The following is a 22,552-nucleotide window of genomic DNA, read 5'->3' as shown; positions in this document are numbered from 1 at the left end:
CCGCGACCGTGGCACCGCCACCGCCGGACCACCGCTCCCGTGTCCTGATCTTCTTGATCCACACCGTGGTTGCGGAGTCTCGCTGTGCCCTTTCCCCTCTATCTGCTCGCCCTCGCCGTCTTCGCGCAGGGCACCTCCGAGTTCATGCTGTCCGGACTGCTCTCGGACATCGCGAGCGACCTGGACGTGTCCATCCCCGCGGCCGGCCAGCTGACCTCGGCGTTCGCCGTGGGCATGGTCGTCGGCGCGCCGCTGATGGCCGTCCTGAGCCGCCGCTTCTCGCGCCGTGGCGCGCTCCTGGCCTTTCTGCTCACCTTCCTGCTCGTGCACGTGGTCGGCGCGCTCACCACGAGCTTCGCCGTGCTGCTCGCGACCCGCGTGATCGGGGCGCTCGCCAACGCCGGGTTCCTCGCGGTCGCCCTGGTCACCGCCACCGCCATGGTCGGCCCGGACGCCAAGGGGCGGGCCGCCTCCGTGCTGCTCGGCGGCGTGACGGTCGCCTGTGTCGCGGGCGTGCCCGCGGGCGCCCTGCTCGGTACGGCGTGGGGCTGGCGCTCCGCGTTCTGGGCCGTGGCCCTGATCTCCGTGCCCGCCGTCCTCGCCATCGCGCGGGCGGTGCCCGCCGGTGCGCCGGAGTCGGGCGGCCCCGGCGCGCTCGGCGAACTGGGCGCGCTGCGCGCACCCCGGCTCCTGGTGACCCTGCTGCTCGGCGCCCTGGTGAACGGCGCGACGTTCTGCACCTTCACCTATCTGGCACCGCTGGTCACCGACGTCACGGGGCTCGGCACCGGCTGGGTGCCCGTGGTCCTCGCGCTGTTCGGCATCGGCTCGTTCATCGGTGTCGGCCTCGGCGGGCGGCTCGCCGACACCCGGCCGCTGCCGCTCCTGGTGTGCGGCTCGCTCGCGCTCCTGACCGGCTGGGTGCTGTTCGCGGTGACCGCCGCGCACCCGGTGGCGGCGGTCGCACTGGCCCTCGTCCAGGGCGCGCTGTCCTTCGCCGTCGGCTCGACCCTGATCTCCCAGGTGCTCTACGCCGCGTCCGGCGCGCCCACCCTCGCGGGCGGCTTCGCCACGGCCGCGTTCAACGTGGGCGGGGCGCTCGGCCCGTGGTGCGGCGGCCTCGCGATCTCCGCGGGGTTCGGCTACCGCGGGCCGCTCTGGGTCAGCGCGCTGCTCGTGGCGCTCGCCCTCGCGGTGGGCGGCGCGGCACTCGCCCTGCGCCGGGCGGCGCCCGCACCGGCCGTGGCTCAGTCCCGTGCCAGCTCGTAGGCGTAGCCGGGAGTGAAGGTGCCGGGCGCGGCCGCGCAGCCGTCGGACTCGCCCGGCAGTTTGATCCACAGGTAGGCGTCGATCCGTGCCGCACGCGTGCGCAGGGTCGGCGCCCGCCCCAGTTTCCTGCCGCCGGGATCGCACCAAGTGCCGTCGGCGGGGGCGCCGTTGCCGTTGCGGCTGGTGTCGATGACGGCGCCGAGGCCCTTCGGGCCGCCCAGCGCGGCGAGGACCCGGCGGGCGTAGGCGACTTCGTCGGCGGTGCGGTGGAAGTTGGAGACGTTGGTGAAGACGCCGTCGGACGACGCGGCGGACGCGGCGCCGGACTCGCGCAGCCGCGCGGCCTGTTCGCCCGCGCCGTGCCAGCCGGAGTGCCCGGCGTCGTAGTACACCCTGGCCTGGGGATCGGCAGCCTTCAGCACCCGGCCCGCGCGCGCCAACGCCGCGTACCGAGCGGCCCGTTGCCCCTTAGAGAGGCACTCCGAGAGCGCGATCGCGTCAGGCTCCAGGATCACGATGACCTCTCCGGTGCCGAGGCCAGCGGCGAACCGGTCGATCCACGCGTCGTACGCGGCGAGGTCCGGCGCACCGCCCTGCGAGGCCCCGCCGCAGTCACGGTCGGGGATCGCGTACGGCACGAGCACCGGCACCCGGTCACCGGCCGACGACGTCACGGCCCTGACCCTGGACCTGATGGTCTGCGGCGCGTGGTCGGCGAACCAGACGGCCGCGGGCCGCCGCGCGATGCGGGACTCGATGAGCGGGCGGCGCGGGTCGCCCTGGTGGGCCCTGACCCAGTCGAGCACTTGCGAATCGCCGTGCCGGTACAGGCGTTCGGCGGCGGGCGCCGACGGCTTCGGGGCGGGTCGATCGGTGTCGGGTGCCGGTCGCTCGGTGGCCTTCGACGGCGTGGGCTCCGAGGGCGGCGGCGAGGACGCCGAACGGAACGGTGCGGGGGTCGGCGCCGATGTCGGCGTCGGTACGGCGGGCATCGGCTCCAAGGTCGGCGATCCGGTCGCCTTCGGCCGCGCCTGCGGACCGCCTTCCCGGTCGTCGAGCGCGGACATCAGGCCCGCGACGGTGCCGACCGCCGCGACCACCGATGCCACGGTGACCAGCACGTTCCTGCGGGCGGCCCGTCTGCGCTCGGCACGCCGCTCGGCCCCGCGCCGTGCACGGACACCTGCCACCGTGTCACTCCCCTCCCCCACACCCCACTGCTGCCCCGTGTCCCCCGACACCGGGGTGGTGCGCCGTCTCCCCGCGCGCCCCGCCCGACCGCCGTTCCCTCGTTTCGGGGAAGCCGCCGGTGCGCTGACGCCCGCGCCAGCCTAGGACTGGGACGCTGCCACCATGGCGCAGTTGGAGCGGTTCGCAGAGTTCACGGCCCCGGCGCACGGAGTGGACGGGGTGGTGGCGCGGATGCGCGCGCTCGGTGCCGACTGGCCGCCGCGCGACGGGGTCGCCGTCTTCAACCGCGTCTATCTCGCGGTCACCGAAGAGGTCGGCAGGCGCATCGAAGGCGGGGCGTTCCCCGACGCCGCGGCCGCGGTGGCGCTGGATGTCCGGTTCGCGGAGCGCTATCTGCGGGCCGTCCAGGCGGCCGCGTCGGGGCACCGCCCGCCCGCCTGCTGGCGCCCGCTGTTCCAGTACCGCCGCCATCCCGGCGTACGCCCTCTGCAGTTCGCGCTCGCGGGCATCAACGCGCACATCGGGCACGACCTCGCGCTGGCCGTCGTGGACACCTGCCGTACGCTGCGCTGCGAACCGGCCGACCTGGAGGACGAGTTCGACCACGTGGGCGACGTACTCGACTCACTGGAGGAGCGCATCCGCGAAGAGCTGATGCCGGGCCCCGACCTCCTCCAGGTCGCCGATCCGCTGACGCATCTGGCCGGGTCCTGGAGCCTGGAGCGGGCCAGGGACGGCGCCTGGGCCTCGGCGCGGACGCTGTGGGCGCTGCGCGATCTGCCGGGCGTCGCCGAGGAGTTCCGCGACCGGCTCGACGGGGCGGTGGGCCTGGTGGGCCGCATCCTCCTGACCCCGCTGCCGGACTGAACGGCTGCGGCCACCGCCGCCACTGCTGCCACCGCCGCCACTGCCCGAGCGGACGACCACAACCGCCCCGAACCCCCCACACCCCCAGGGCATTTCGGCCACACCCATGTCATACCGCCGGGAACTCTCCAACGATCGTTGTACGTTGAAACGAGTAACCCCGACGCGAAGGAGAACCCTCATGGCGACCCGACTCGGACTGAGTCTCCCGCAGGGCAGTCAGTACGCCATCGGACGCGACGTCCCGGAGGTCGCCCGCGCCGCGGAGGACATCGGGTACGAGAGCCTGTGGGTCTTCGAGCGCATCCTCTACCCCGAGCCCGCCACCCAGGGGCTGTACGGCGTCCCGGGGCTCGCCTGGCCCGACACCTACCGCTCGGTCGCCGACCCGCTGGTCACCCTCACGCTCGCCGCGTCGGCCACCGACCGGGCCCGCCTCGGCACCAGCGTCCTCGTCGCCCCGCTGCACGTCCCCTTCCAACTGGCGCGCACCCTGGCCTCGTTGGACGCGGCGAGCGAGGGCAGGGTCGTCGCGGGGCTCGGCACCGGCTGGTCGCACGACGAGTACGCGGCCGCCTCCGTCGCCCCCTTCGAGCGGCGCGGGAAGGTCCTGGACGAGCTGATCGACGTCTGCCACGCGGTCTGGGGCCAGGACCCGGTGGCGTACGAAGGGGAGCTGACGACGATCGCGCCGTCGGTGGTGCGCCCCAAGCCCGCGCGGCCGATCCCGATCCTGCTGCCCGCCAACAGCCCGCGCGCGCTGCGCAGACTGGTGGACCGCGCCGACGGCTGGATGCCGGTGGCCACGGGCGCGGCGGCCCTCGCCGAGCAGTGGGCCAAGGTTCGCGACGCCGCCGCGGAGCGGGGCAGGGAGCGCCCGGTGCAGAGCGTGCTGCGGGCCAACGCGCGGTACACGGCGGCGGCTTACGAGGGCACGGACCGCGCCCCGTTCCACGGCGACGTCGCCCAGATCGCCGAGGACTTGGCGGCGCACGCGGCGGTGGGCGTCGACGAGATCATCGTGGAACTCGCGGGATCGACCCGGGACGCGCAGGAACTCAAGGACGTGGCGGGCCAGGTCTACGAGGCGGCGCGGGCAGCCGGGGTATAGGGCGGGGCGCCCCGAAGGGGGCGTCCTTCAGGGGCGCGGGGAACTGCGCGGCCAGCCACAACGGACCCACAGCTCCCCCCAGCCCTCCCCCCCGTCCTCAGTCCTCAGTCCTCAGTCCTCCGGCAGCTCGACGGGCGCGATCTCGTCGTACAGGTCCCCCGGCCCGGGGTTGGTCGCGTCCGTGGCCCCGCCGAAGTGGTGCATGACGCCCCACACCGCGTTCAGCGCGGTCTGCACCGCGCCCTCGGCCCAGCCCGCCGTCCAGGAGATGTCGTCGCCCGCGAGGAAGATGCCGCGCTTGTCCTCGGGCAGGTGCTCCTGCATGAAGTGGGTGAACAGGCGCCGCTGGTAGCGGTAGTGGCCCGGCAGGTTCGCCTTGAACGCGCCCATGAAGTACGGCTCGTTCTCCCACGAGACCGTCACCGGGTTGCCGATGATGTGCTTCCTGATGTCGACCTTCGGGTAGATCTCGCCGAGCGACTTGAGCATGACCTCCATGCGCTCGTTCGCCGACAGCGGCAGCCACTTCAGGCTGTCGTCGCACCAGGTGTAGGAGAGGCAGATGACGGCGGGCTTGTCCGGCCCCTCGTCGAGCAGGTAGGTGCCGCGCGTCATGCGGTCGGTGAGCGTCATCGACATGACGTCACGCCCGGTCGGCTTTCCCCTGTCGTCGACGGCCTTGTCCAGCCAGAACGGCCGGTCCACCGGCACGAAGAGCTTCGAGCTCTCCATGTAGTGGGTGCGCTCCATCGCCGTCCAGTGGTCGATGGGGAAGAGCGTGTCGTCACAGTCGATCTTCGAAAGGAGCATCCAGGACTGCGCGGTGAAGATCGCCGCCTGGTAGGTGCGGATGTCACCGGAGGCGTCCGTGACCGTGACGCGGTTGCCCGCGGTGCGGTTCAGGCGGGTCACGGCGGGCTTGGGCGCGCCGCCCTCGTGCAGCGACTCCAGGGAGGTGCCGGGCGCCCAGTGCACGATCTTCTGCGGCTCGCGCGCCCAGAGGCGCAGCGGCAGCTGCTGGCTGCCGCCGACGATGCCGCGGTGGTGGTCGTCGGCCTCGGTGTAGACGACGCGCAGGATCTCCAGGATGGAGTTCGGGAAGTCGGTGTCCCAGCCGCCGGTGCCGAAGCCGACCTGGCCGAAGATCTCGCGGTGCCGGAAGGACTTGAACGCCTCGGAGTCGCAGAGGAAGCCGTAGAAGGTCTGGTTGTCGAGCTTCTCGACGAGCTTCGACCAGATCCCGCGGATCTTCGGCACGTCGCGCTCGCGCAGGGCGCGGTTCATGTCGGAGAAGTCCGCGCCCTCCTCCAGACAGGCGTTCCAGGCGTTCATCACGTCGCGGTAGACCTGCGGCAGGTCGTCGACGGTGGTGGCGTAGTGCGACTCGCCCTTGAGGTCCACGACCGTCGAAGGGGTCGACTCGGCGAGGGGGTTGGGGAACGCCTTGGTCTCCAGGCCCACCAGGTCGATGTAGTGCTGGAGCGCCGTCGAGGACGGCGGGAAGCGCATCGCGCCCATCTCGGCGGTCAGCTCGTCGGTGCCGGTGCCCTCGAACCCGACGGTGCGCAGCCGGCCGCCGATCTGGTCCGCCTCGTAGACGACGGGCTTGAGGCCCATCTTCATCAGTTCGTACGCGGCGATGATGCCGGAGAGGCCGCCGCCGATGACCGCGACCTCGGTGCCGTGCTCACCGGCGGGTATCTGGCCGAGGCCCGCGGGGTGCGCGAGGAAGTCGTCGTACGCGTACGGGAAGTCCGGGCCGAACATCGTGATGGGCGGCTGCGCGTCGGTGTGCTGGACGGCGGTGGGCACCGTGGACGTCATGGGGTACGGACTCCTTGCGGGGGTACTGGCGGAGGGGCTGCGGGCTGCGGGCTGCGGGCTGCGGGCTGCGGGGCAGGCTCAGACGAGGGACGCGTACAGGCCGGGGCGGCGGTCCTGCAGATACGGGTTGTTCTCGCGGGAGGCGCTCAGGAACTCCGGGTCGACGTCACCGAGGACGAGTTCCGCCTCGCGCCCGGCGCGGGCCCGCGCGACCCCGTCGGGACCGGCGAGCGTGGAGAGCCCGACGAACTCGAACTCCCCTTCCTGGCCGACCCGGTTGACGTACGCGACGTACATCTGGTTCTCGAAGGCGCGCACCGGCACGACGGACTCCGCGACGAACTGGAAGGGGTGCATCTGCGCGGTGGGGACGACCAGGAGGTCGGTGCCCGCGAGCGCGTGCGCCCGGACGTTCTCCGGGAACTCCACGTCGTAGCAGATCATCAGGCCCACCCGTACGCCGCCCAACTCGGCCTGCACGACCGGCTGTTCCCCCGGGGTGAAGGACTCGCGCTCGAAGCAGCCGAAGAGGTGGGTCTTGCGGTAGTTCGCGAGGCTCGTGCCGTCCGGGCCGATCAGCTGGGCGGAGTTGTAGACGCTCTCGCCGTCGCGCTCCGGGTAGCCGTAGACGACGCCGATCCCGTGCCGCACGGCGAGCTCGCCGATCGCGGCCGCGGCGGGACCGTCGGCGGGCTCGGCGAGCCGGGCCACGTCGTCACCGATCGCGTACCCGGTGAGGAACAGCTCGGGCGCCACGAGCAGCCCGGCCCCCGCGGCGGCGGCGCGGCCCGCGGCCTCGTCGAGCGCCTTCAGGTTCTCGGCGACGGCTCCGAGGCGCCCGGAACTCTGGAGCAGGGCGGTGCGCAGCGCAGGCATGGCGAATCCTCGGGGCGTACGAAGGGGCAGGTGGGGTCCGTACGACGGTACGGTCGGCGGCGGTGCCCGGACAAGGCGCGAGCGTTGCGGGCAGAGGCATGATCCGTTGCGCGTGCGGGGCTTAGGGCGGCGATTCGTTGCGCGGCGGGAGGCGGCCAGGAAGACGGGTGTCTCGCCCCCGGCCGTGCGCCCCACGTATCAGCGACGTCCCCCCACAGGCGCAGGCCGGGCCCCGCGCGTTCCGCCGCGCGGCGGAAGGCGGATGCCGACCCTGGCCCGACGTGCCGTACCCCCCTTCCGCGAGAGCGTGATCCCACCCGGAGAGGCCGGGCGCACACCCCGCAGACGGAGGACGTCCCGTGAGCCGCAGCACCGCCATCCGCACCCTCAAGCACCGCCACGCCCTCGCCGTCGGCGCCGCGCTCCTGCTGACCGCGGGGGCGGCCGGCGCGGCCGTCGCGGCCGGCGGCGGCACGGCACCGGCCCGGCACGCCGCCGAGCGGGCGGCGCCACGCGAGGCCGCCGCGCTCACCGGCTCGGCGAAGATGTACCGCGAGACCACCGAGGACGTGACGTTCACGTTCGACGCGCATCTGGCGGCGAAGGACAACAACGACCCCTCGCAGGCGACCGGCACCTTCCGCTTCGTCCACGCCGACCGCCCGGGACAGCCGGACGCGCCCTACGCCGAGGGCCGCATCGACTGCCTGATGACCGGCGGCAAGGTGGCCACCGCCACCGGCGTGATCACCCGGACGAACCTGCCCGGGATCAAGGACAAGCGCGTCGGCTTCACCGTCCACGACAAGGGCAGCGGCAAGCCGGACCGGGTCGGCTACAGCTGGGCACCCTACGGCGGCACCCAGGGCCAGCCCGACACCCTGGCCAAGTGCGCGAGCTCGGCACCGTACGAGCAGGTCAGGGCCGGTACCGGCGACTTCCACGTGCTGCCGTGGAAGTTCGACTACCCGACCGGCGGCCGATGACCGGGGAGCCGCCCGGACGGGGGTCGGGCGGCTCCTCCCCGGGGAGGGCGCGGGAACCGGTGCCCCCGCCGCGCGGGTGAGGCGGTCACCGCCTCACGCGCGATGCGCGGGGCACCGGCCCACGGAAGGGTTGGTCCCGCCCGGAGAGACCGGGCGAAGTCACCGCTGACGGAGGACCTCCCGTGCACCACAGCCCTCGCCACCGCACCGCCCGCCGCGTCGCCGTCCTGGGAGCGGTCGCCCTGCTCCTCCTCACCGGCGGCGCGGCGGTCTCGACCGCGGCGGACGCTCCCCGGCACGCGCGGGAGGCCGCCCTGACCGGCACCGCGATGATCGACCGGCCGAAGGGCGACGAGATCACGTTCACCTTCGACGCCCATCTGCCCGCCGCGGACAGGACCGACCCGGGCAAGGCGCGCGGGACGATCAGGTTCAGCCACTACATCGAGGCGGCCCACTGGGGCGGCGCGGGTGAGGCGAAGGTGGACTGCCTGATGACGGGCGGGCGGGTCGCGACGGTCTCCGCCGTCGTCACGAAGGCGGACGGCGACCTGAAGGACGCGGTCGGCAAGCGCGTCGGCCTGACGGTCGACGACCGGGGGCGCCAGGACGGCTTCGGCTACAGCTGGGCGATGGTGGGCCTGCCGAGCGACCTGCCGGACGACATGCCCAAGTGCGTGAGCGGCGCCCCGTTCGAGAAGACGAGGCCGGGCAGCGGCACGTTCCACGTGAAGTCGCTGGACCACCGCCCGTAGGGGCCTCACCAACCCGCGGCGAAGAAACTACGCGGGGGACCCCGAAGAGAACCGACGCATAAGAGGCGAGAGCACGAGAACGGACTTGGTCCGCTCCACGAACGGCTCCCCGGCGATCCGTTCAAGCACCCGCTCGAAATGCCGCATGTCCGCGGCGAAGACCTGGACGATCGCGTCCGCGTCCCCCGTGACGGTGGACGCGGACGCGATCTCCGGATACCTCTCAAGTCCTCGCTGGATCGAGTCCGGCGAGGTGTTCCTGCGGCAGTAGATCTCGATGAACCCCTCGGTCTCCCAGCCGAGAGCCGCGGGGTCCACCCGCACCGTGAAGCCCGTGATGGCCCCGGAGGCCCGCAGGCGGTCCACGCGCCGCTTCACGGCGGGCGCGGAGAGTCCGACCAGCTGGCCGATGTCGGCGTAGGAACGGCGGGCGTCCTCGGCGAGGGCGTGCACGATGCGTTCGTCGAGATCGTTCAGTCGCACGGGCGGTGGATCACTTCTCTGCTGTGGCCAATCGGGAGCGGCGCATGCCGTACAGGAAGTAGAACACGAGGCCGACGGCCATCCAGACACCGAAGACGACCCAGGTCACGGTGTCGAGGCTGAACATGTTGTACGCGCAGAAGCCGAAGCCGAGGACCGGGAACAGCCAGCCGAGCGGCACCCGGAAGGTGCGCGGCATGTCCGGGCGGGTCCTGCGCAGCACGATCACCGCGATGTTGACCAGGCCGAAGGCGAACAGCGTGCCGATGCTGGTGGCGTCGACGAGCTTGCCGAGCGGGATGACCGAGGCCAGGGCGCCGCAGAACAGCGACACGATGACCGTGTTGACGCGCGGCGTGCCGGTCTTCTTGCTGACCCGGCCGAACGCCTTGGGGACCAGGCCGTCGCGGGACATGGCGAACAGGACGCGGGTCTGGCCGTAGAGCACGGTCAGGACGACGGACGCGATGGAGATGACGGCGCCGGCGGCGAGGATCGTGCCCCACATGCTCTGCCCGGTGACGTCGTTCATGATCGCGGCGAGCGTGGCCTCGGAGCCCTCGAAGTCCTTCCAGTTCCAGGCGCCGACGGCGACCGCGGCGACCAGGACGTAGAGGGCGGTGACGATGACCAGCGAGAGCATGATCGCGCGGGGCAGGTCGCGCTGCGGGTTCTTCGCCTCTTCACCGGCGGTGGATGCGGCGTCGAATCCGATGTACGAGAAGAACAGGCTCGCGGCGGCGGCGCTGACGCCCGCCGTGCCGAGCGGCATGAAGTCGGCGTAGTTGCCGGACTTGAAGCCCATGAAGCCGATGGTGCAGAAGAGCACGAGCGCGGCGATCTTCACGATCACCATGATCGTGTTGGCCGTCGCCGACTCCTTGGCGCCGCCGAGCAGGAACACCATGGCGAGCAGCACGACGATCAGGCCGGGCAGGTTGATGATCGCGCCGTCGACCTCACCGGGCGCCGCGGAGAGCGCGTCGGGGATGGTGACGCCGATGGTCCCGTCGAGGAGTTCGTTGAGGTACTCGCCCCAGCCGACGGCGACGGCCGCGACGGAGACGCCGTACTCCAGGACCAGGCACCAGCCGCAGACCCAGGCGATGAGTTCGCCCATCGTTGCGTACGCGTACGAGTAGGAGGAGCCCGCGACCGGTATGGTGCCGGCCAGTTCGGCGTACGAGAGGGCCGAGAAGAGGGCGGTGAGTCCGGCGATCACGAAGGAGATCGTGACAGCGGGTCCGGCCTTGGGGACGCTCTCGCCGAGGACGACGAAGATGCCGGTGCCGAGCGTGGCACCGATGCTGATCATGGTCAGCTGCCACATGCCGAGGGAGCGCCGAAGCTGGCCGCCCTCCCCCTTGCCACCCTCCGCGACCAGGAGTTCCACCGGCTTGCGGCGCATGAGGCGGCCGGCCAGGCCAGGGCTGCCCGAGGGACTCGGGCGGTTCTGCGGGGGTGCGCCTTGGTCGAGCACGCGCTGGCTCCTTCATCGCTGCCGGTCAGGGCGGCGAGGACCCATGGAACCCGCGATTGACGACGGGAACCACCGAGCAGGCGGTCCCCGCCACACCACGTTCAGCGGATGACTCTAGAGGCAGCGGCTTCCCGACCGTAACGCAGCACCCTTGCGCAACCGCGGATGATCATTGCGCACTTCCGTCATATACGTCACTTCGTTGCGCGGTCCGTTTCGTCCGTTGCGTCCCGGAGCCCTCCGCACGCTGTTGACTCTTCGTCAGAACTGCCGCATCGCGCACGCCTCCCGGTGGAGACGGAGGCACGGCATGGACCTCGCCGTCCTGTACGAGATCGACGCACCGAAACCCTGGAACGCGCCCCATCCACACGGCCGGCGCACCGCCGAACAGCGCGCCTACCGCGAGGCCGTCGAGCAGATCGGGCTCGCGGACCGGATGGGGTTCCGCACCGTCTGGGCCGTCGAGCACCACTTCCGCGAGGGCCGCTCGCACTGCCCCGCCCCCGAGGTCCTGCTCGGCCACCTCGCGGCCCTGACCGAGCGGATCCGCCTCGGTTTCGGCGTCACGCTCACCCCCTTCGGCTTCACCCCGCCGCAGCGCGTCGCCGAGAAGGGCGCGACGGTGGACGTCCTCTCCGACGGGCGCGTGGAGTGGGGCACCGGGCGGTCAACTCCCATGGAACAGACGGCTTTCGGCGTCGACAGGGAGCAGTCGCGGGCCGACTGGCGCGAGGCGATCGAGATCGTCACGGGCATGTGGCGCGAGGAGCACTTCGCGTACGAGTCGGAGCGCTTCTCCTTCCCGCGCAGGATGGTCACCCCGAAGCCGGTCCAGGACCCTCATCCACCGTGCTGGATGGCGGCCACCTCGCCCGGCTCCGCGGAGGTCGTGGGCGCGGCCGGGCTCGGCCTGCGGTGATGGCCCGCGCCCCACGGGGGACACGGGCCATCGGCGACGCAGGCCTTTAGGGGCGCGGGGAACTGCGCGCCCAGCCCCCACCGGCCCGCAGCGGCCCAGAGGCCAGGGCCCAGCCCCCACCGGCCCGCAGCGATCCAGGGGCCAGGGGGCCAGCCCCACCGGTCCGCAGAAGAACGCGAGCCAGAGAAAGCGCGCTAGCTCCAGCTGGCGTGCAACGGCTTGCCCTCCGCGTACCCCGCCGCACTCTGGATCCCCACCGTGGCCCGTTCGGCGAACTCCTCCAGGGAGCCCGCACCGGCGTACGTGCAGGACGAGCGGACGCCCGCGATGATCGAGTCGATCAGGTCCTCGACGCCCGGACGGGTCGGGTCGAGGAACATCCGGGAGGTCGAGATGCCCTCCTCGAAGAGCGCCTTGCGGGCGCGGTCGTAGGCGGACTCGTCCGAGGTGCGGTTCTTCACGGCGCGGGCCGACGCCATGCCGAAGGACTCCTTGTAGGCACGGCCCTGGGCGTCGTGCTGGAGGTCGCCCGGGGACTCGTACGTACCCGCGAACCAGGAACCGATCATGACGTTCGACGCACCCGCGGCGAGCGCCATGGCGACGTCGCGCGGGTGCCGGACACCGCCGTCGGCCCAGACGTGCTTGCCGAACTTCTTGGCCTCGGCGGCGCATTCGAGGACCGCGGAGAACTGCGGACGGCCGACGCCGGTCATCATGCGGGTGGTGCACATGGCGCCGGGGCCCACGCCCACCTTGATGATGTCGGCGCCCGCCTCGATGAGGTCGCGCACGCCCTCGGCGGCGACGATGTTGCCCGCCACGATCGGCACCTGCGGGTCGAGGCCGCGGACGGCCTTGACCGCCGAGATCATCGACTCCTGGTGGCCGTGCGCGGTGTCCACGACGATCGTGTCCGCACCTGCCTCCAGGAGCTGCTTGGCCTTGCCCGCCACGTCGCCGTTGATGCCGACGGCGGCGGCGATGCGCAGCTTGCCCTGGGCGTCGACGGCCGGGGTGTAGAGGGTCGCGCGCAGGGCGCCCGTGCGGGTCAGGATGCCCGCGAGGCGGCCGTCCTTGTCCACGGCCGGGGCGTAGCGGCGGTTGGCGCCGTCCAGCTTGTTGAAGGCGTCGCGCGGCTCGATGTCGGCGTCCAGGAGCAGCAGGTCCTTCGCCATGACCTCGGAGAGCTGCGTGAAGCGGTCGACGCCGCTCAGGTCGGCGTCGGTGACGACGCCGATCGGCTTCCGGTCGGCGTCGACGACGACACCGGCGTCGTGCGCGCGCTTGGGCAGCAGGGCCAGCGCGTCGGCGACGGTCTGCGTCGGGGCGAGCACGATCGGGGTGTCGAGCACGTGGTGGCGCGTCTTGACCCAGGAGATGACCTCGGTGACGACCTCGATCGGGATGTCCTGGGGGATGACCACGATGCCGCCGCGGCGGGCCACGGTCTCGGCCATGCGGCGGCCCGCGATCGCGGTCATGTTGGCGACGACCAGCGGGATCGTGGTGCCCGAGCCGTCGGGCGAGGAGAGGTCCACGCCCTGGCGGGAGCCGACGGCGGAGCGCCTCGGGACCATGAAGACGTCGTCGTACGTCAGGTCGTACGCAGGCTGGATGTCATTGAGGAAGCGCACGTGCTGCTCATCCCAGTCGATCAGAGGTGGCCCCCGGACAGTTAGCCCGAGGGAAAAGCACGTACTTCAGTGTCCCATGCCGCGGGGGTCGTACCGCCTGGGACGATCACCCAGGCAGCTCGCGGACCCGCTGGTCGGATCGTCCAAGCGGCCCACTGAAGCGGAACACTCGGTTCACTCCTCGCCACGTTCCGTGGCCTTCGGGACGACGGGCGAGGCGACGGGCGGGGCGACGGGACCGAGGGCGAGCACGATCTCCAGACCGGTCTCCTCGTCCCGCCAGTGCTCGACCGCCGAGGAGAACACCTCTTCGGCGATCCCCCACTCCTCCGGCGCGGCCCGCGCGTACTCCTGCCACCCGGAGACGACGAGGAGCCGCCCCCGCGCGCGGGGCGCCCACGACAGATCGGTGAGGCAGTCGGCGAGGGCGTCCCAGTTGTGCCCGAACCAGTCGGGCAGCCCGAGCCCGCGGGCACAGCGCTCCATGAAGGCGGCCTTGTCCGTCACACCGGCCAGGGAGAGCGTCGCGGTGGTCCACCCGGCGCCGCGCGCCGCGTCGAGCACGGGCGCGAGCGGGTCGGGGCCCGTCTCAGTACCGTCGGCCATTACCTGAGCACCGCCTTGAAGGACGCGTAGTGGTCATCGGTGTAGTAGAACTCGCCGCCGTCCCCGGTGACGATCCGCCGGGCCCCGCGGTCGCGCTCGCCCGGCGTGCGGACGGTGTACTCGTGGTAGTACCCGCGCTTGCGCCGCGGCAGCTCCCGCTCGAAGTTGCTGAAGACGGTGCCGTCCTTGGCGTACGGATAGGGCCCGCCGTCATCGATGCGCCGCAGGGTCCGCCGCGCCTCCTCGGGCAACCGCCCGACCTCCACGGTGGCCATGCCGTGGGCCCAGGCGGGCACGGAGGCGGAAACGTCCGCCGCCGCGCCTCCGCTCTCCGACGAACACCCCGTGACCAACACGGCGAGAGAGAGCAGCACAGCCCCTAGCACACGGGGCACAAACCGGGTCAACATTCACCAGAGCCTGCCACAGCCCCCGATAAGGGGCGCGGGGAACTGCGCGACAAGCCCCCACGCACCCGCGGCGAGATCACACGCGAAATCCCCGCCCCCCGGCCCGGCAGGGCCTCAACTGCCGTCCGGATCCGCCCGGTCGAGCGCGGGCCGAGGCGCGGCGCCCGCCACCAGGAGCTGATCGGCCGCGGCGGTGTCCGTCACCAGACTGGTGACGAGCCCGGACCGCAGCACCGCGTCGATCGCGGCGGCCTTCCGCTGCCCGCCGGCGATCGCGACCACCTCGGGAATGCGCCGGAGCCGATCCGCCTCGACGGTGATGCACCGCTCCCCGAGGTCCCGCCCCACCCGACGCCCCTCGGCGTCGAAGAGGTGCGCGGACATCTCGGCGGCCACGCCCAGCGAGGCGTAGTGCGCGCGCTCCTCGTCGCTGAGCATGTCGTGGACCGTGGAGATGCCCGGCTCCCAGGAGCCGATGGAGACCGCGGCGACGGTGACCTTGTCGAAGTACTCGAAGGCGCGGGCGATGCCGGTCTGGTTGCGCAGCGCGGCCGCCGTGGCCGGGTCGGGCAGCAGCATCGGCGCGTAGATCGGGTGCGCCTCGCCGCCGGAGACCTGCGCGGCACGCCGGACCGCCTCGACGGAGCCGCGCTCCGCCGTGCCCGCGTCGTACACGCCGGTCAGCTGCACGACCGTGCACGGCGGCAGCACGTCGAGCGCCGCCGCCATGTGGATGGTCGAGCGCCCCCAGGCGAGGCCGAGCACGTCGCCCTCGTTCACGAGTTCGCCGAGCAGCCCGGCCGCGACCTCGCCGAGGTTCTCCGGGTCGGGCGACTCGTCGGCGTCGTCCGCGGGGGACTCCACCACGACCGCGTGCCGCAGGCCGTAGCGGGCCCGCAGCGCGTCCGAGCGCTCCGCGTCCAGCTCAGCTGGGACCCGGATCTCGATGCGCACGAGATCCCGCTCGAGAGCCGTCTCCAGGACCCTGGCCACCTTGAAGCGGCTGACGCCGAACTCCTCGGCGATCTGGATCTTGGACTTGCCCTCGAGGTAGAAGCGGCGGGCCATGGCCGCCGCCTGCACCAGCTCCGCGGGTCCCATCCGCATGGCTGACCGACCCGCCGACATGGCCGACACGGCGCTCTCCTCACTGCTGTTCACAAACTGGGTTCGCCGTTCATCCTTGCAGATCCGGCCTAGTTGATCAGCCCTGAAGGACTGCGTTCACGTTCCCTTGGCTCAGTGGCCGCATGCCCAGGCGCTTGACGCCGTCTTTGCCTGGGCTTGGGTGCGCAATGAACGTACCGCCTCCGCGGGATCCGCGGCGCCGTAGACGGCGGAGCCCGCGACGAAGACGTCGGCGCCCGCCTCGGCGCACCGCTCGATGGTGGCGGCCGAGACACCGCCGTCGACCTGCAGCCACATCTCCAGGCCGTGCTTTCCGATCAGCTCACGGGTGCGGCGGATCTTGGGCAGCATGATGTCCAGGAACGCCTGCCCGCCGAAGCCGGGCTCAACCGTCATGATCAGCAGCATGTCGAGCTCGGGGAGCAGGTCCTCGTACGGCTCGATGGGGGTCGCGGGCTTCAGCGCCATGGAGGCGCGGGCGCCCTTGGCGCGGATCTCGCGGGCCAGGCGGACCGGGGCGGCCGCCGCCTCCGCGTGGAAGGTGACCGAACCCGCACCCGCTTCGACGTACTGCGGCGCCCAGCGATCGGGGTCCTCGATCATCAGGTGGCAGTCCAGCGGCGTGTCCGTCGCACGGGCCAGCGACTCTACGATCGGCACCCCGAGCGTGAGGTTCGGGACGAAGTGGTTGTCCATGACGTCGACATGAAGCCAATCGGCGCCCTCGACGGCCTTTGCCTCCTCGGCAAGGCGGGCGAAGTCCGCGGACAGGATGCTGGGGTTGATCTGCACGGCCATGCCCCAAGCCTGCCATGCCCGGCGCGGGTTGCTGACCGCAGTCCAAGCCATGAGCACGGTGCCTCCCGCGGCCGGGCGCCGCGTGCCATGCTGGGCGGTCCACCGGCACCGCGCACGGCCAGCGGGGGGAAGCCATGGCGGATGTACAGCGGGAGAGTCGGCGCGGGATCGCGTGGCTGGTGTGCGGGCGGCGTAGCAAGTGGCTGGTGGTGCTGTTCTGGCTCGTGGTGATCGTCGTCGCCGCGCCACTGGCCCAGAAGCTCACCGACGCCCAGGAGAACGACTCGGAGTCCTGGCTGCCGGGATCCGCCGAGTCCACCCAAGTCCTGGACATCTCGGCCGAGTTCAGGCCGGAGACGATCCCGGCCGTGATCGTGTACACCCGTGAAGACGGCCTCACCGCGCGGGACCGGGCACGGATCGCCGAGGACGTACGACAGGTCGAGGAGCTCCGCGCGCACGGCATCCGCGGCGCGCAGACCAAGGGCCCCGTCTACGACCGGACGTCCGGCGCCCGCGCGGCGCAGGTCTTCGTGCCGATCACGATGGACGCCGAGGGCTGGGAGCGGATCGGGCCCGCCGTCGACTCCCTCAGGGAGCGGGTGGGCGAGGGCTCGGCCGACGCGGCCGGGCTGAGCGTGCACATCACCGGGCCCGGCGGCACGGCCGCGGACTCCGCCGAGGCGTTCGAGGGCATCGACTCGACCCTGCTGTTCTCGGCGGCGGGCATCGTCGTGGTGATCCTGCTCTTCACCTACCGCAGCCCCACCCTGCTGCTCGCGCCGCTGATCTCCGTGATCACCGCGCTGTTCACCGCGCAGGCGTTCATCTATCTCCTCGCCGCGCACGCCGATCTCACGGTGAACGGCCAGAGCGCGGGCATCCTGACGGTGCTCGTCTTCGGCGCGGGGACGGACTACGCCCTGCTCCTGGTCGCTCGCTATCGCGAAGAACTGCGCCGCCACGAGGACCGCCACGAGGCGATGGCGCTCGCCCTGCACCGGGCGGGACCGGCCGTGCTCGCCTCGGGCGCGACGGTCGTCCTGAGCATGCTGGTGCTGCTCGCCGCCGAGATGAACTCCACCCGCGGCCTCGGCCCGGTCGCCGCGATCGGCGTCGCCGTCGGACTCCTGGCGATGCTGACGCTCTTCCCCGCGCTGCTGGTGATCTTCGGCCGGTGGTTCTTCTGGCCGCTGATCCCGCACCTCGGCTCCCCCGAGCCGACCGAGCGCGGCCTGTGGGCCCGTACCGGCCGCCGCATCGCCCGCCGCCCGCGGCTGACCTGGAGCGTCACCGCCGCGGTGCTCGCCCTGCTCTCGCTGGGCCTGCTCCAGCTGCGGGCCGAAGGACTGAGCAACGCCGACGCGTTCACCGACAAGCCGGACTCGATCACCGGCCAGGAGGTACAGGCGGAGTACTTCCCCGCGGGCTCCGGCGACCCGCTGGTGATCGTCGCGGACGAGGCGCGGGCCGACGAGGTCGCGCGAGCCGTGTCGGGCACCGAGGGCGTGGTGGCGAAGAGCGTCGGACGGCCGCCCGGCACGAAGGCCTCGTACGACGACCAGGTGCTGTTCGAGGCCACGGCGAGCGACCCGGCGGACAGCGCGGCCGCCAAGGACACCGTGGAGCGGGTGCGCGACGCCGTGCACGCGGTGCCGGGCGCGGACGCCAAGGTGGGCGGCGGCACGGCGGCCCTGCTCGACATGGACCACGCCACGGCCCACGACAACAAACTGGTGATCCCGCTGGTCCTGGTCGTGGTCCTGCTGATCCTCGGCGCGCTGCTGCGCGCCGTCGTCGCCCCGCTGCTCCTGATCGCGACGGTGGTCCTGTCCTTCGCCACCGCGCTCGGCCTGAGCGCGCTCGCCTTCCGCCACCTCTTCGACTACCCGAGCGAGACCACCGACTTCCCGCTCTTCGTCTTCGTCTTCCTGGTGGCACTCGGCATCGACTACAACATCTTCCTGTCGACCCGCGTCCGCGAGGAGGCCGCCCGCCAGGGCACCCGCGCGGGCGTCGTCACCGGCCTGGCCGCCACCGGCGCGGTGATCACCTCGGCAGGGCTGGTCCTCGCGGGCACCTTCGCCGCGCTCGGCACGCTCCCGCTGGTGGCGTTCGCCGAGATCGGCTTCGCGGTCGCGCTCGGCGTACTGCTCGACACCTTCGTCGTACGGTCGGTCCTTGTCACGTCGCTCTTCCTGGACGTGGGGCCGAAGGTGTGGTGGCCACACCCGCTGGCGCGCCGGCCCGAGCCGGTCACGGGGCCCGGAGGAACGACGGCGGAGGCGGAGACCGGGACGGCTACGCGGCCGTCAGATACCGGGTGACCATGGCGACGAGCTCGTCCTCAAGGCGCCGTACGTCCACGGAGCGCGGCGCGGCGACGAGTTGGTGCACGACGGTCTCGATCGTGGACACGACGAGCTGGGCGGCGACGTCGACATCGGCGACGCGGACCTCGGGATGGCGCGCGAGCAGATCGCGCGTGGCGGCAACCCGCTCCCGCTGATACTCGGTGATGCGCTCAAGGAGCTCGGGGGTGCGCGGCGTCTGTTCCATCATGACCTGCAACAGCTTCGGGTCGTCCAGATGGTTGTCGATCGTGGCGCGCGCGAATCCTCGCATGATCGCCTCAAGGGATTCCGGCTCGTCGCCGTCCTCGTGTTCCTTGGCCGCGAGCACCCCCGCGTCGAGGTGCCGGTTGACCAGCTCCAGCAGGATCGCGTCCTTGTTCGGGTAGTACTGGTACAGCGAACCGATCGAGATCCGCGCCCGTTCCGCGATCCGGTTCGTGGTCCCCGCCGCGTACCCGTGTTCGGCGAAAACGTGAGCAGCCGCCGCGACGATGCGCTCGCGGGTGAGCTCGGCCCGCGCCTGACGCGGCTCCTTACGTGCGCGAAGCGCGTGCCGGTCCGACGCCATGGCCACCCTCCTGGTCACCCCGTCAATGCGAGTAGCGCACGATACGAGTAATTGCTCACAATAGTGCCACGACCTGCGGGAAAGCAGAGCGCGCCCGGGACAGGCGTGCGCCCTGCCGGTGCCACGCCCGACGCGGTCGCGTGCACCGCTCCTCCGCGGCGCACGCCCCCCTGCCCCTCGCTCCCCCTCCCAGCCCAAGGAGCCTTCGTGACGCATGCCGGCACCCGCCCCCGGCGGCTCTCCCCCGCCCAGGTCCGCGAGAAGCTCGGCTCGCCCGACGCCTTCGTGGAGTCCAAGATCCTCGACCGCATCGACGAGCACTTCCGCCGCTTCATCGCGCACTCCCCCTTCCTCAGCCTGGCCACGGCCGACGCGGCGGGCCGTGCCGACTGCTCGCCGCGCGGCGACTACCCGGGCTTCGTGAAGGTGCTCGACGAGCAGACCATCGCGCTGCCCGACCGGCCCGGCAACAAGATCGCCGACTCCTTCCGGAACCTGGCGGAGAACGACGGCGTCGGGCTCTGCTTCTTCGTCCCCGGCGTACGCGAGGTGCTGCGGGTCAACGGCAGCGCCTACCCCACCGACGAGCCGGACGTCCTCGCCCGGATGCACACCGAGGGCAGGGACGCCGTCCTGGCGATCGTCGTCGAGGTGAAGGAGGCCTACTTCCACTGCGGTCGCGCGCTGGTCCGCTCCCGCCTGTGGGACCCCGCGAGCCAGGCCCTCGCCGCCGAACTGCCCTCGGCGGGCGAGCTCGTCACCGCGCAGCTGGGCCTCGACATCGACCCCCAGATCCTCGACGACGGCCTCGAAGACGCCTACCACACGCTCTACTGACCGCCCGTCACCCACCCCACCGAACCCCTCCGAGGTGAATCACCCGATGCAGGTGCAGCACACCGTCATCGACCGTGTCGACCAGGTGGCCGAGGACGTCGTCTCGCTCGTCCTGCGCCGCGCCGCCGACCCCCTGGCGCCCTGGGAGCCCGGCGCGCACATCGACCTGACGCTGCCGAACTGGCTGACCCGCTCGTACTCGCTGTGCGGGGACCCTGCCGACCGCGAGCACTACCGCGTCGCGGTCCGCCACGACCCGCTCAGCCGCGGCGGCTCGGAGTACATCCACCACTATCTGCGGCCGGGCCGCGCCCTCGACGTGTCGCCGCCCCGCAACCACTTCCCGTTCCGGCCCGCGCCGGGATACCTCTTCCTCGCCGGCGGCATCGGCATCACGCCGCTGCTGCCCATGCTCGCCGCGGCCGTGGCGGCGGACGTCCCCGCCTCGCTGGTCTACGTGGGACGGTCGAGGGCCACCATGCCCTTCACCGAGGAACTGCTGTCGCGCTTCGGCGACCGGGTACGGCTCGTGGCCACCGGCACGGACGGCAGGCCGGACCTCGCGGCCCTGGCCGCCGGACTCGCGCCCGACTCTCTGGTCTACTGCTGCGGCCCCGCCCCGATGCTCACCGCGGCGCAGGCCGCCTTCCCCGCCGCGCGCCTCCACACGGAACGCTTCCGCCCCGCCGTACGGACCTTCGCCCCCAACACCCCGTTCACGGCGGTGTGCACCCGCTCGGGACAGACCGTGCCGGTCGGCGCCGACCAGTCACTCCTGGACGCCCTGCGCCGCTACGGACACCAGGTGCCCTCGGGCTGCCGCGAGGGCGTCTGCGGCAGCTGCGAACTGACCGTGCTCTCCGGCACCCCCGAACACCGGGACGACATCGGCGCCCCCGAAGGCCGCATGTACGCGTGCGTGTCCCGGGCCAGCAGCGCGGAACTGCATCTGGACGTCTGAGCCGGCGCCGAGGGGCGGCGAACCGTCAGGCGGTGCGCCGGATCAGCGCCAGATACATCGCGTCCGTGCCGTGCAGATGCGGCCACAGCTGGACGTCGGGGCCGTCGCCCAGTGCGGGGACGCCGGGGATCAGCGGGCGGGCGTCGATCAGTTCGGCGCCTCCGGTCTGCTTGAGCACGTCGTCGACGACCGCGCGGGTCTCCGCGAGGTGCGGCGAGCACGTGGCGTATCCGACGACACCGCCGATCCGCACCGACTCCAACGCCGTACGCAGCAGGGAGCGCTGCAACGGCGCGAAGCCGTCCAGGTCCTGCGGGCGGCGGCGCCAGCGGGCCTCGGGGCGGCGGCGCAGCGCGCCGAGGCCCGTGCAGGGCACGTCCATCAGGACGCGGTCGAAGGTGCCGGGCCGCCACGGCGGCCGGGTCCCGTCGGCGGCGATGACCTGGTAGGGCCCCGGATTCCCGGCGAGCGCCTGCGCGACGAGTCCGGCCCGGTGCGGCTGCTTCTCGGAGGCGAGCAGCACCGCGCCGCGCTGGGCGGCGAGCCCGGCGAGCAGGGCGGCCTTGCCGCCGGGACCGGCACAACCGTCCAGCCACTTCTCGTCGGACCCCTCCAGCGGAGCGTTCGCGAGTGCGAGGGCGACGAGCTGACTGCCCTCGTCCTGCACGCCCGCGCGCCCCTCGCGCACGGCTTCCAGCGAACCGGGCTCACCGCCCTCGCTGAGCCGTACGGCATAGGGCGACCAGCGACCCGGCAGCGCCGAGTCCTCCCCCACCGAGTCCAGGAGTTCCTCCGCGGTGGAACGGCCGGGGCGGGCCACCAGGGTGACCTCGGGCCGCTCGTTGTCCGCCTCCAGGAGGTCCTCGATCCCGGCGCGGCCGCCGCCGAGCGAGTCCCACAGCGCGGAGACGACCCAGCGCGGGTGCGAGTGGACGATGGCGAGGTGGTCCTCGGCGTCCTCGTCGTAGGGCGGCGCGACCTTCTCCACCCAGCCGTCGAGGTCGTCCTGCGCGACCTTGCGCAGGACGGCGTTGACGAACTTGGACCGCCCGTCGCCGAGCACGACGCGCGCCAGCTCCACCGAGGCGGAGACCGCGGCGTGCGTCGGGATGCGCGTGCCGAGCAGCTGGTGCACGCCCAGGTTCAGCACGTCGAGCACCGGAGGGTCGACCTCGCGCAGCGGCCGGTCGATGCAGGCCGCCACGATCGCGTCGTACGTCCCCTGGCGGCGCAGCGTCCCGTAGACCAGCTCCGTGGCGAGCGCGGCGTCGCGCGCGTCGAAGCCCTCGTTCTTCTCCCTGGCCTTGCGCAGCAGGGGCGGCAGGACGAGGTTCGCGTACGCGTCGCGCTCGTCCACGGCCCGCAGCGCCTCGAAGGCGAGGATGCGGACGGGGTCCTTCTGCGGCCTGCGGTAGGGCTTGGCCGACGTGGGCTTGCCGGACTTACGGGGACGCCGGTTCGGCTGGTCGTTCAAAAGTGCTCCGCTGCT

At 72.4% G+C, this 22,552-nt stretch carries 21 protein-coding genes; 9 read left to right on the top strand and 12 right to left on the bottom strand.

Annotation, left to right across the window (positions count from 1 at the left end; all coding sequences use genetic code 11):
* The first annotated feature begins 84 nt into the window (after positions 1–84).
* Complete coding sequence (locus ACIO9J_RS32655; RefSeq protein WP_402007526.1) at positions 85–1,269, top strand: Cmx/CmrA family chloramphenicol efflux MFS transporter; 1,185 nt, start codon at positions 85–87, stop codon at positions 1,267–1,269.
* On the opposite strand, the gene ACIO9J_RS32650 is transcribed toward ACIO9J_RS32655, so the two are convergent.
* Positions 1,248–2,459: a glycoside hydrolase family 6 protein gene (locus ACIO9J_RS32650; protein ID WP_402007524.1), complete on the bottom strand. Its 1,212-nt coding sequence runs from the start codon at positions 2,457–2,459 to the stop codon at positions 1,248–1,250. The two genes, ACIO9J_RS32655 and ACIO9J_RS32650, sit on opposite strands and share 22 nt — an antisense overlap.
* Positions 2,460–2,622: 163 nt before the next feature.
* Here ACIO9J_RS32650 and ACIO9J_RS32645 point away from each other — a divergent pair, with 163 nt between their 5' ends.
* On the top strand, positions 2,623–3,327 hold the full coding sequence (locus tag ACIO9J_RS32645; RefSeq protein ID WP_402007522.1) for a DUF5995 family protein: 705 nt from the start codon (positions 2,623–2,625) through the stop codon (positions 3,325–3,327).
* Between the two features lie 181 nt (positions 3,328–3,508).
* Complete coding sequence (locus tag ACIO9J_RS32640; protein ID WP_402007520.1) at positions 3,509–4,438, top strand: LLM class F420-dependent oxidoreductase; 930 nt, start codon at positions 3,509–3,511, stop codon at positions 4,436–4,438.
* A gap of 111 nt (positions 4,439–4,549) precedes the next feature.
* Here the strand turns inward: ACIO9J_RS32640 and ACIO9J_RS32635 are convergent, their stop codons facing one another.
* Both ACIO9J_RS32635 and ACIO9J_RS32630 read right to left on the bottom strand, forming a co-directional pair.
* A complete protein-coding gene (locus ACIO9J_RS32635) occupies positions 4,550–6,262 on the bottom strand; it encodes a flavin monoamine oxidase family protein (RefSeq protein WP_402007518.1) in 1,713 nt (570 codons plus the stop codon).
* Positions 6,263–6,340: 78 nt separating this feature from the next.
* On the bottom strand, positions 6,341–7,138 hold the full coding sequence (locus ACIO9J_RS32630) for a carbon-nitrogen hydrolase family protein (protein WP_402007516.1): 798 nt from the start codon (positions 7,136–7,138) through the stop codon (positions 6,341–6,343).
* Positions 7,139–7,497: 359 nt separating this feature from the next.
* On the opposite strand from ACIO9J_RS32630, the gene ACIO9J_RS32625 reads away from it, so the two are divergent.
* Together ACIO9J_RS32625 and ACIO9J_RS32620 are read left to right on the top strand one after the other, a co-directional pair.
* Positions 7,498–8,124: a Repetin gene (locus tag ACIO9J_RS32625; protein ID WP_402007514.1), complete on the top strand. Its 627-nt coding sequence runs from the start codon at positions 7,498–7,500 to the stop codon at positions 8,122–8,124.
* 182 nt (positions 8,125–8,306) lie between these two features.
* Complete coding sequence (locus ACIO9J_RS32620) at positions 8,307–8,879, top strand: Repetin (protein WP_402007512.1); 573 nt, start codon at positions 8,307–8,309, stop codon at positions 8,877–8,879.
* 27 nt (positions 8,880–8,906) lie between these two features.
* Here the strand turns inward: ACIO9J_RS32620 and ACIO9J_RS32615 are convergent, their stop codons facing one another.
* On the bottom strand, positions 8,907–9,362 hold the full coding sequence (locus tag ACIO9J_RS32615) for an Lrp/AsnC family transcriptional regulator (RefSeq protein ID WP_098241259.1): 456 nt from the start codon (positions 9,360–9,362) through the stop codon (positions 8,907–8,909).
* 10 nt (positions 9,363–9,372) lie between these two features.
* On the bottom strand, positions 9,373–10,842 hold the full coding sequence (locus ACIO9J_RS32610; RefSeq protein WP_402007509.1) for an amino acid permease: 1,470 nt from the start codon (positions 10,840–10,842) through the stop codon (positions 9,373–9,375).
* Between the two features lie 310 nt (positions 10,843–11,152).
* Here ACIO9J_RS32610 and ACIO9J_RS32605 point away from each other — a divergent pair, with 310 nt between their 5' ends.
* Positions 11,153–11,764, top strand: a complete 612-nt coding sequence (locus ACIO9J_RS32605; RefSeq protein ID WP_402007507.1) for an LLM class flavin-dependent oxidoreductase — start codon at positions 11,153–11,155, stop codon at positions 11,762–11,764.
* Between the two features lie 194 nt (positions 11,765–11,958).
* On the opposite strand, the gene ACIO9J_RS32600 is transcribed toward ACIO9J_RS32605, so the two are convergent.
* The 5 genes from ACIO9J_RS32600 to rpe all read right to left on the bottom strand — a co-directional run bounded on the left by ACIO9J_RS32600 (position 11,959) and on the right by rpe (position 16,343).
* Positions 11,959–13,401 carry a GuaB1 family IMP dehydrogenase-related protein gene (locus tag ACIO9J_RS32600; RefSeq protein ID WP_402007505.1) on the bottom strand — a complete coding sequence of 481 codons (1,443 nt, stop codon included), beginning with the start codon at positions 13,399–13,401 and terminating at the stop codon, positions 11,959–11,961.
* Positions 13,402–13,575: 174 nt separating this feature from the next.
* A complete protein-coding gene (locus tag ACIO9J_RS32595) occupies positions 13,576–14,007 on the bottom strand; it encodes a barstar family protein (RefSeq protein WP_402007503.1) in 432 nt (143 codons plus the stop codon).
* Complete coding sequence (locus tag ACIO9J_RS32590) at positions 14,007–14,417, bottom strand: ribonuclease domain-containing protein (RefSeq protein ID WP_402007501.1); 411 nt, start codon at positions 14,415–14,417, stop codon at positions 14,007–14,009. The genes ACIO9J_RS32595 and ACIO9J_RS32590 overlap by 1 nt, the downstream gene beginning before the upstream one ends.
* A gap of 114 nt (positions 14,418–14,531) precedes the next feature.
* The gene (locus ACIO9J_RS32585) at positions 14,532–15,578 is read right to left on the bottom strand and encodes a sugar-binding transcriptional regulator (protein WP_402007499.1); all 1,047 of its coding nucleotides are present in this window, start codon (positions 15,576–15,578) and stop codon (positions 14,532–14,534) included.
* Positions 15,579–15,656: 78 nt separating this feature from the next.
* Positions 15,657–16,343 carry a ribulose-phosphate 3-epimerase gene (gene rpe / locus ACIO9J_RS32580; RefSeq protein WP_402007497.1) on the bottom strand — a complete coding sequence of 229 codons (687 nt, stop codon included), beginning with the start codon at positions 16,341–16,343 and terminating at the stop codon, positions 15,657–15,659.
* Between the two features lie 134 nt (positions 16,344–16,477).
* Between rpe and ACIO9J_RS32575 the strand changes: the two genes are divergently transcribed.
* Positions 16,478–18,670 (top strand): MMPL family transporter, encoded by a 2,193-nt coding sequence (locus ACIO9J_RS32575; protein WP_402007495.1) that lies wholly within the window; start codon positions 16,478–16,480, stop codon positions 18,668–18,670.
* Here the strand turns inward: ACIO9J_RS32575 and ACIO9J_RS32570 are convergent.
* Positions 18,645–19,265: a TetR/AcrR family transcriptional regulator gene (locus ACIO9J_RS32570; protein ID WP_402007493.1), complete on the bottom strand. Its 621-nt coding sequence runs from the start codon at positions 19,263–19,265 to the stop codon at positions 18,645–18,647. The two genes, ACIO9J_RS32575 and ACIO9J_RS32570, sit on opposite strands and share 26 nt — an antisense overlap.
* 207 nt (positions 19,266–19,472) lie before the next feature.
* On the opposite strand from ACIO9J_RS32570, the gene ACIO9J_RS32565 reads away from it, so the two are divergent.
* Both ACIO9J_RS32565 and ACIO9J_RS32560 read left to right on the top strand, forming a co-directional pair.
* Positions 19,473–20,102, top strand: coding sequence for an MSMEG_1061 family FMN-dependent PPOX-type flavoprotein (locus ACIO9J_RS32565; protein ID WP_402007491.1), 630 nt, complete (start codon positions 19,473–19,475; stop codon positions 20,100–20,102).
* Between the two features lie 52 nt (positions 20,103–20,154).
* The gene (locus ACIO9J_RS32560; protein ID WP_402007705.1) at positions 20,155–21,063 is read left to right on the top strand and encodes a PDR/VanB family oxidoreductase; all 909 of its coding nucleotides are present in this window, start codon (positions 20,155–20,157) and stop codon (positions 21,061–21,063) included.
* A 25-nt stretch (positions 21,064–21,088) separates the two neighbouring features.
* On the opposite strand, the gene ACIO9J_RS32555 is transcribed toward ACIO9J_RS32560, so the two are convergent.
* Entirely contained in the window at positions 21,089–22,537 is a 1,449-nt protein-coding gene (locus ACIO9J_RS32555; protein ID WP_402007489.1) for an RsmB/NOP family class I SAM-dependent RNA methyltransferase, read from the bottom strand.
* Positions 22,538–22,552 lie beyond the last annotated feature (15 nt).

It is taken from the genome of Streptomyces sp. NPDC087300, from assembly GCF_044744425.1.
Taxonomy (GTDB): domain Bacteria; phylum Actinomycetota; class Actinomycetes; order Streptomycetales; family Streptomycetaceae; genus Streptomyces.
The sequence above is the reverse complement of the archived record's forward strand: the minus strand, read 5'-3'. Positions and strand labels throughout refer to the sequence as shown.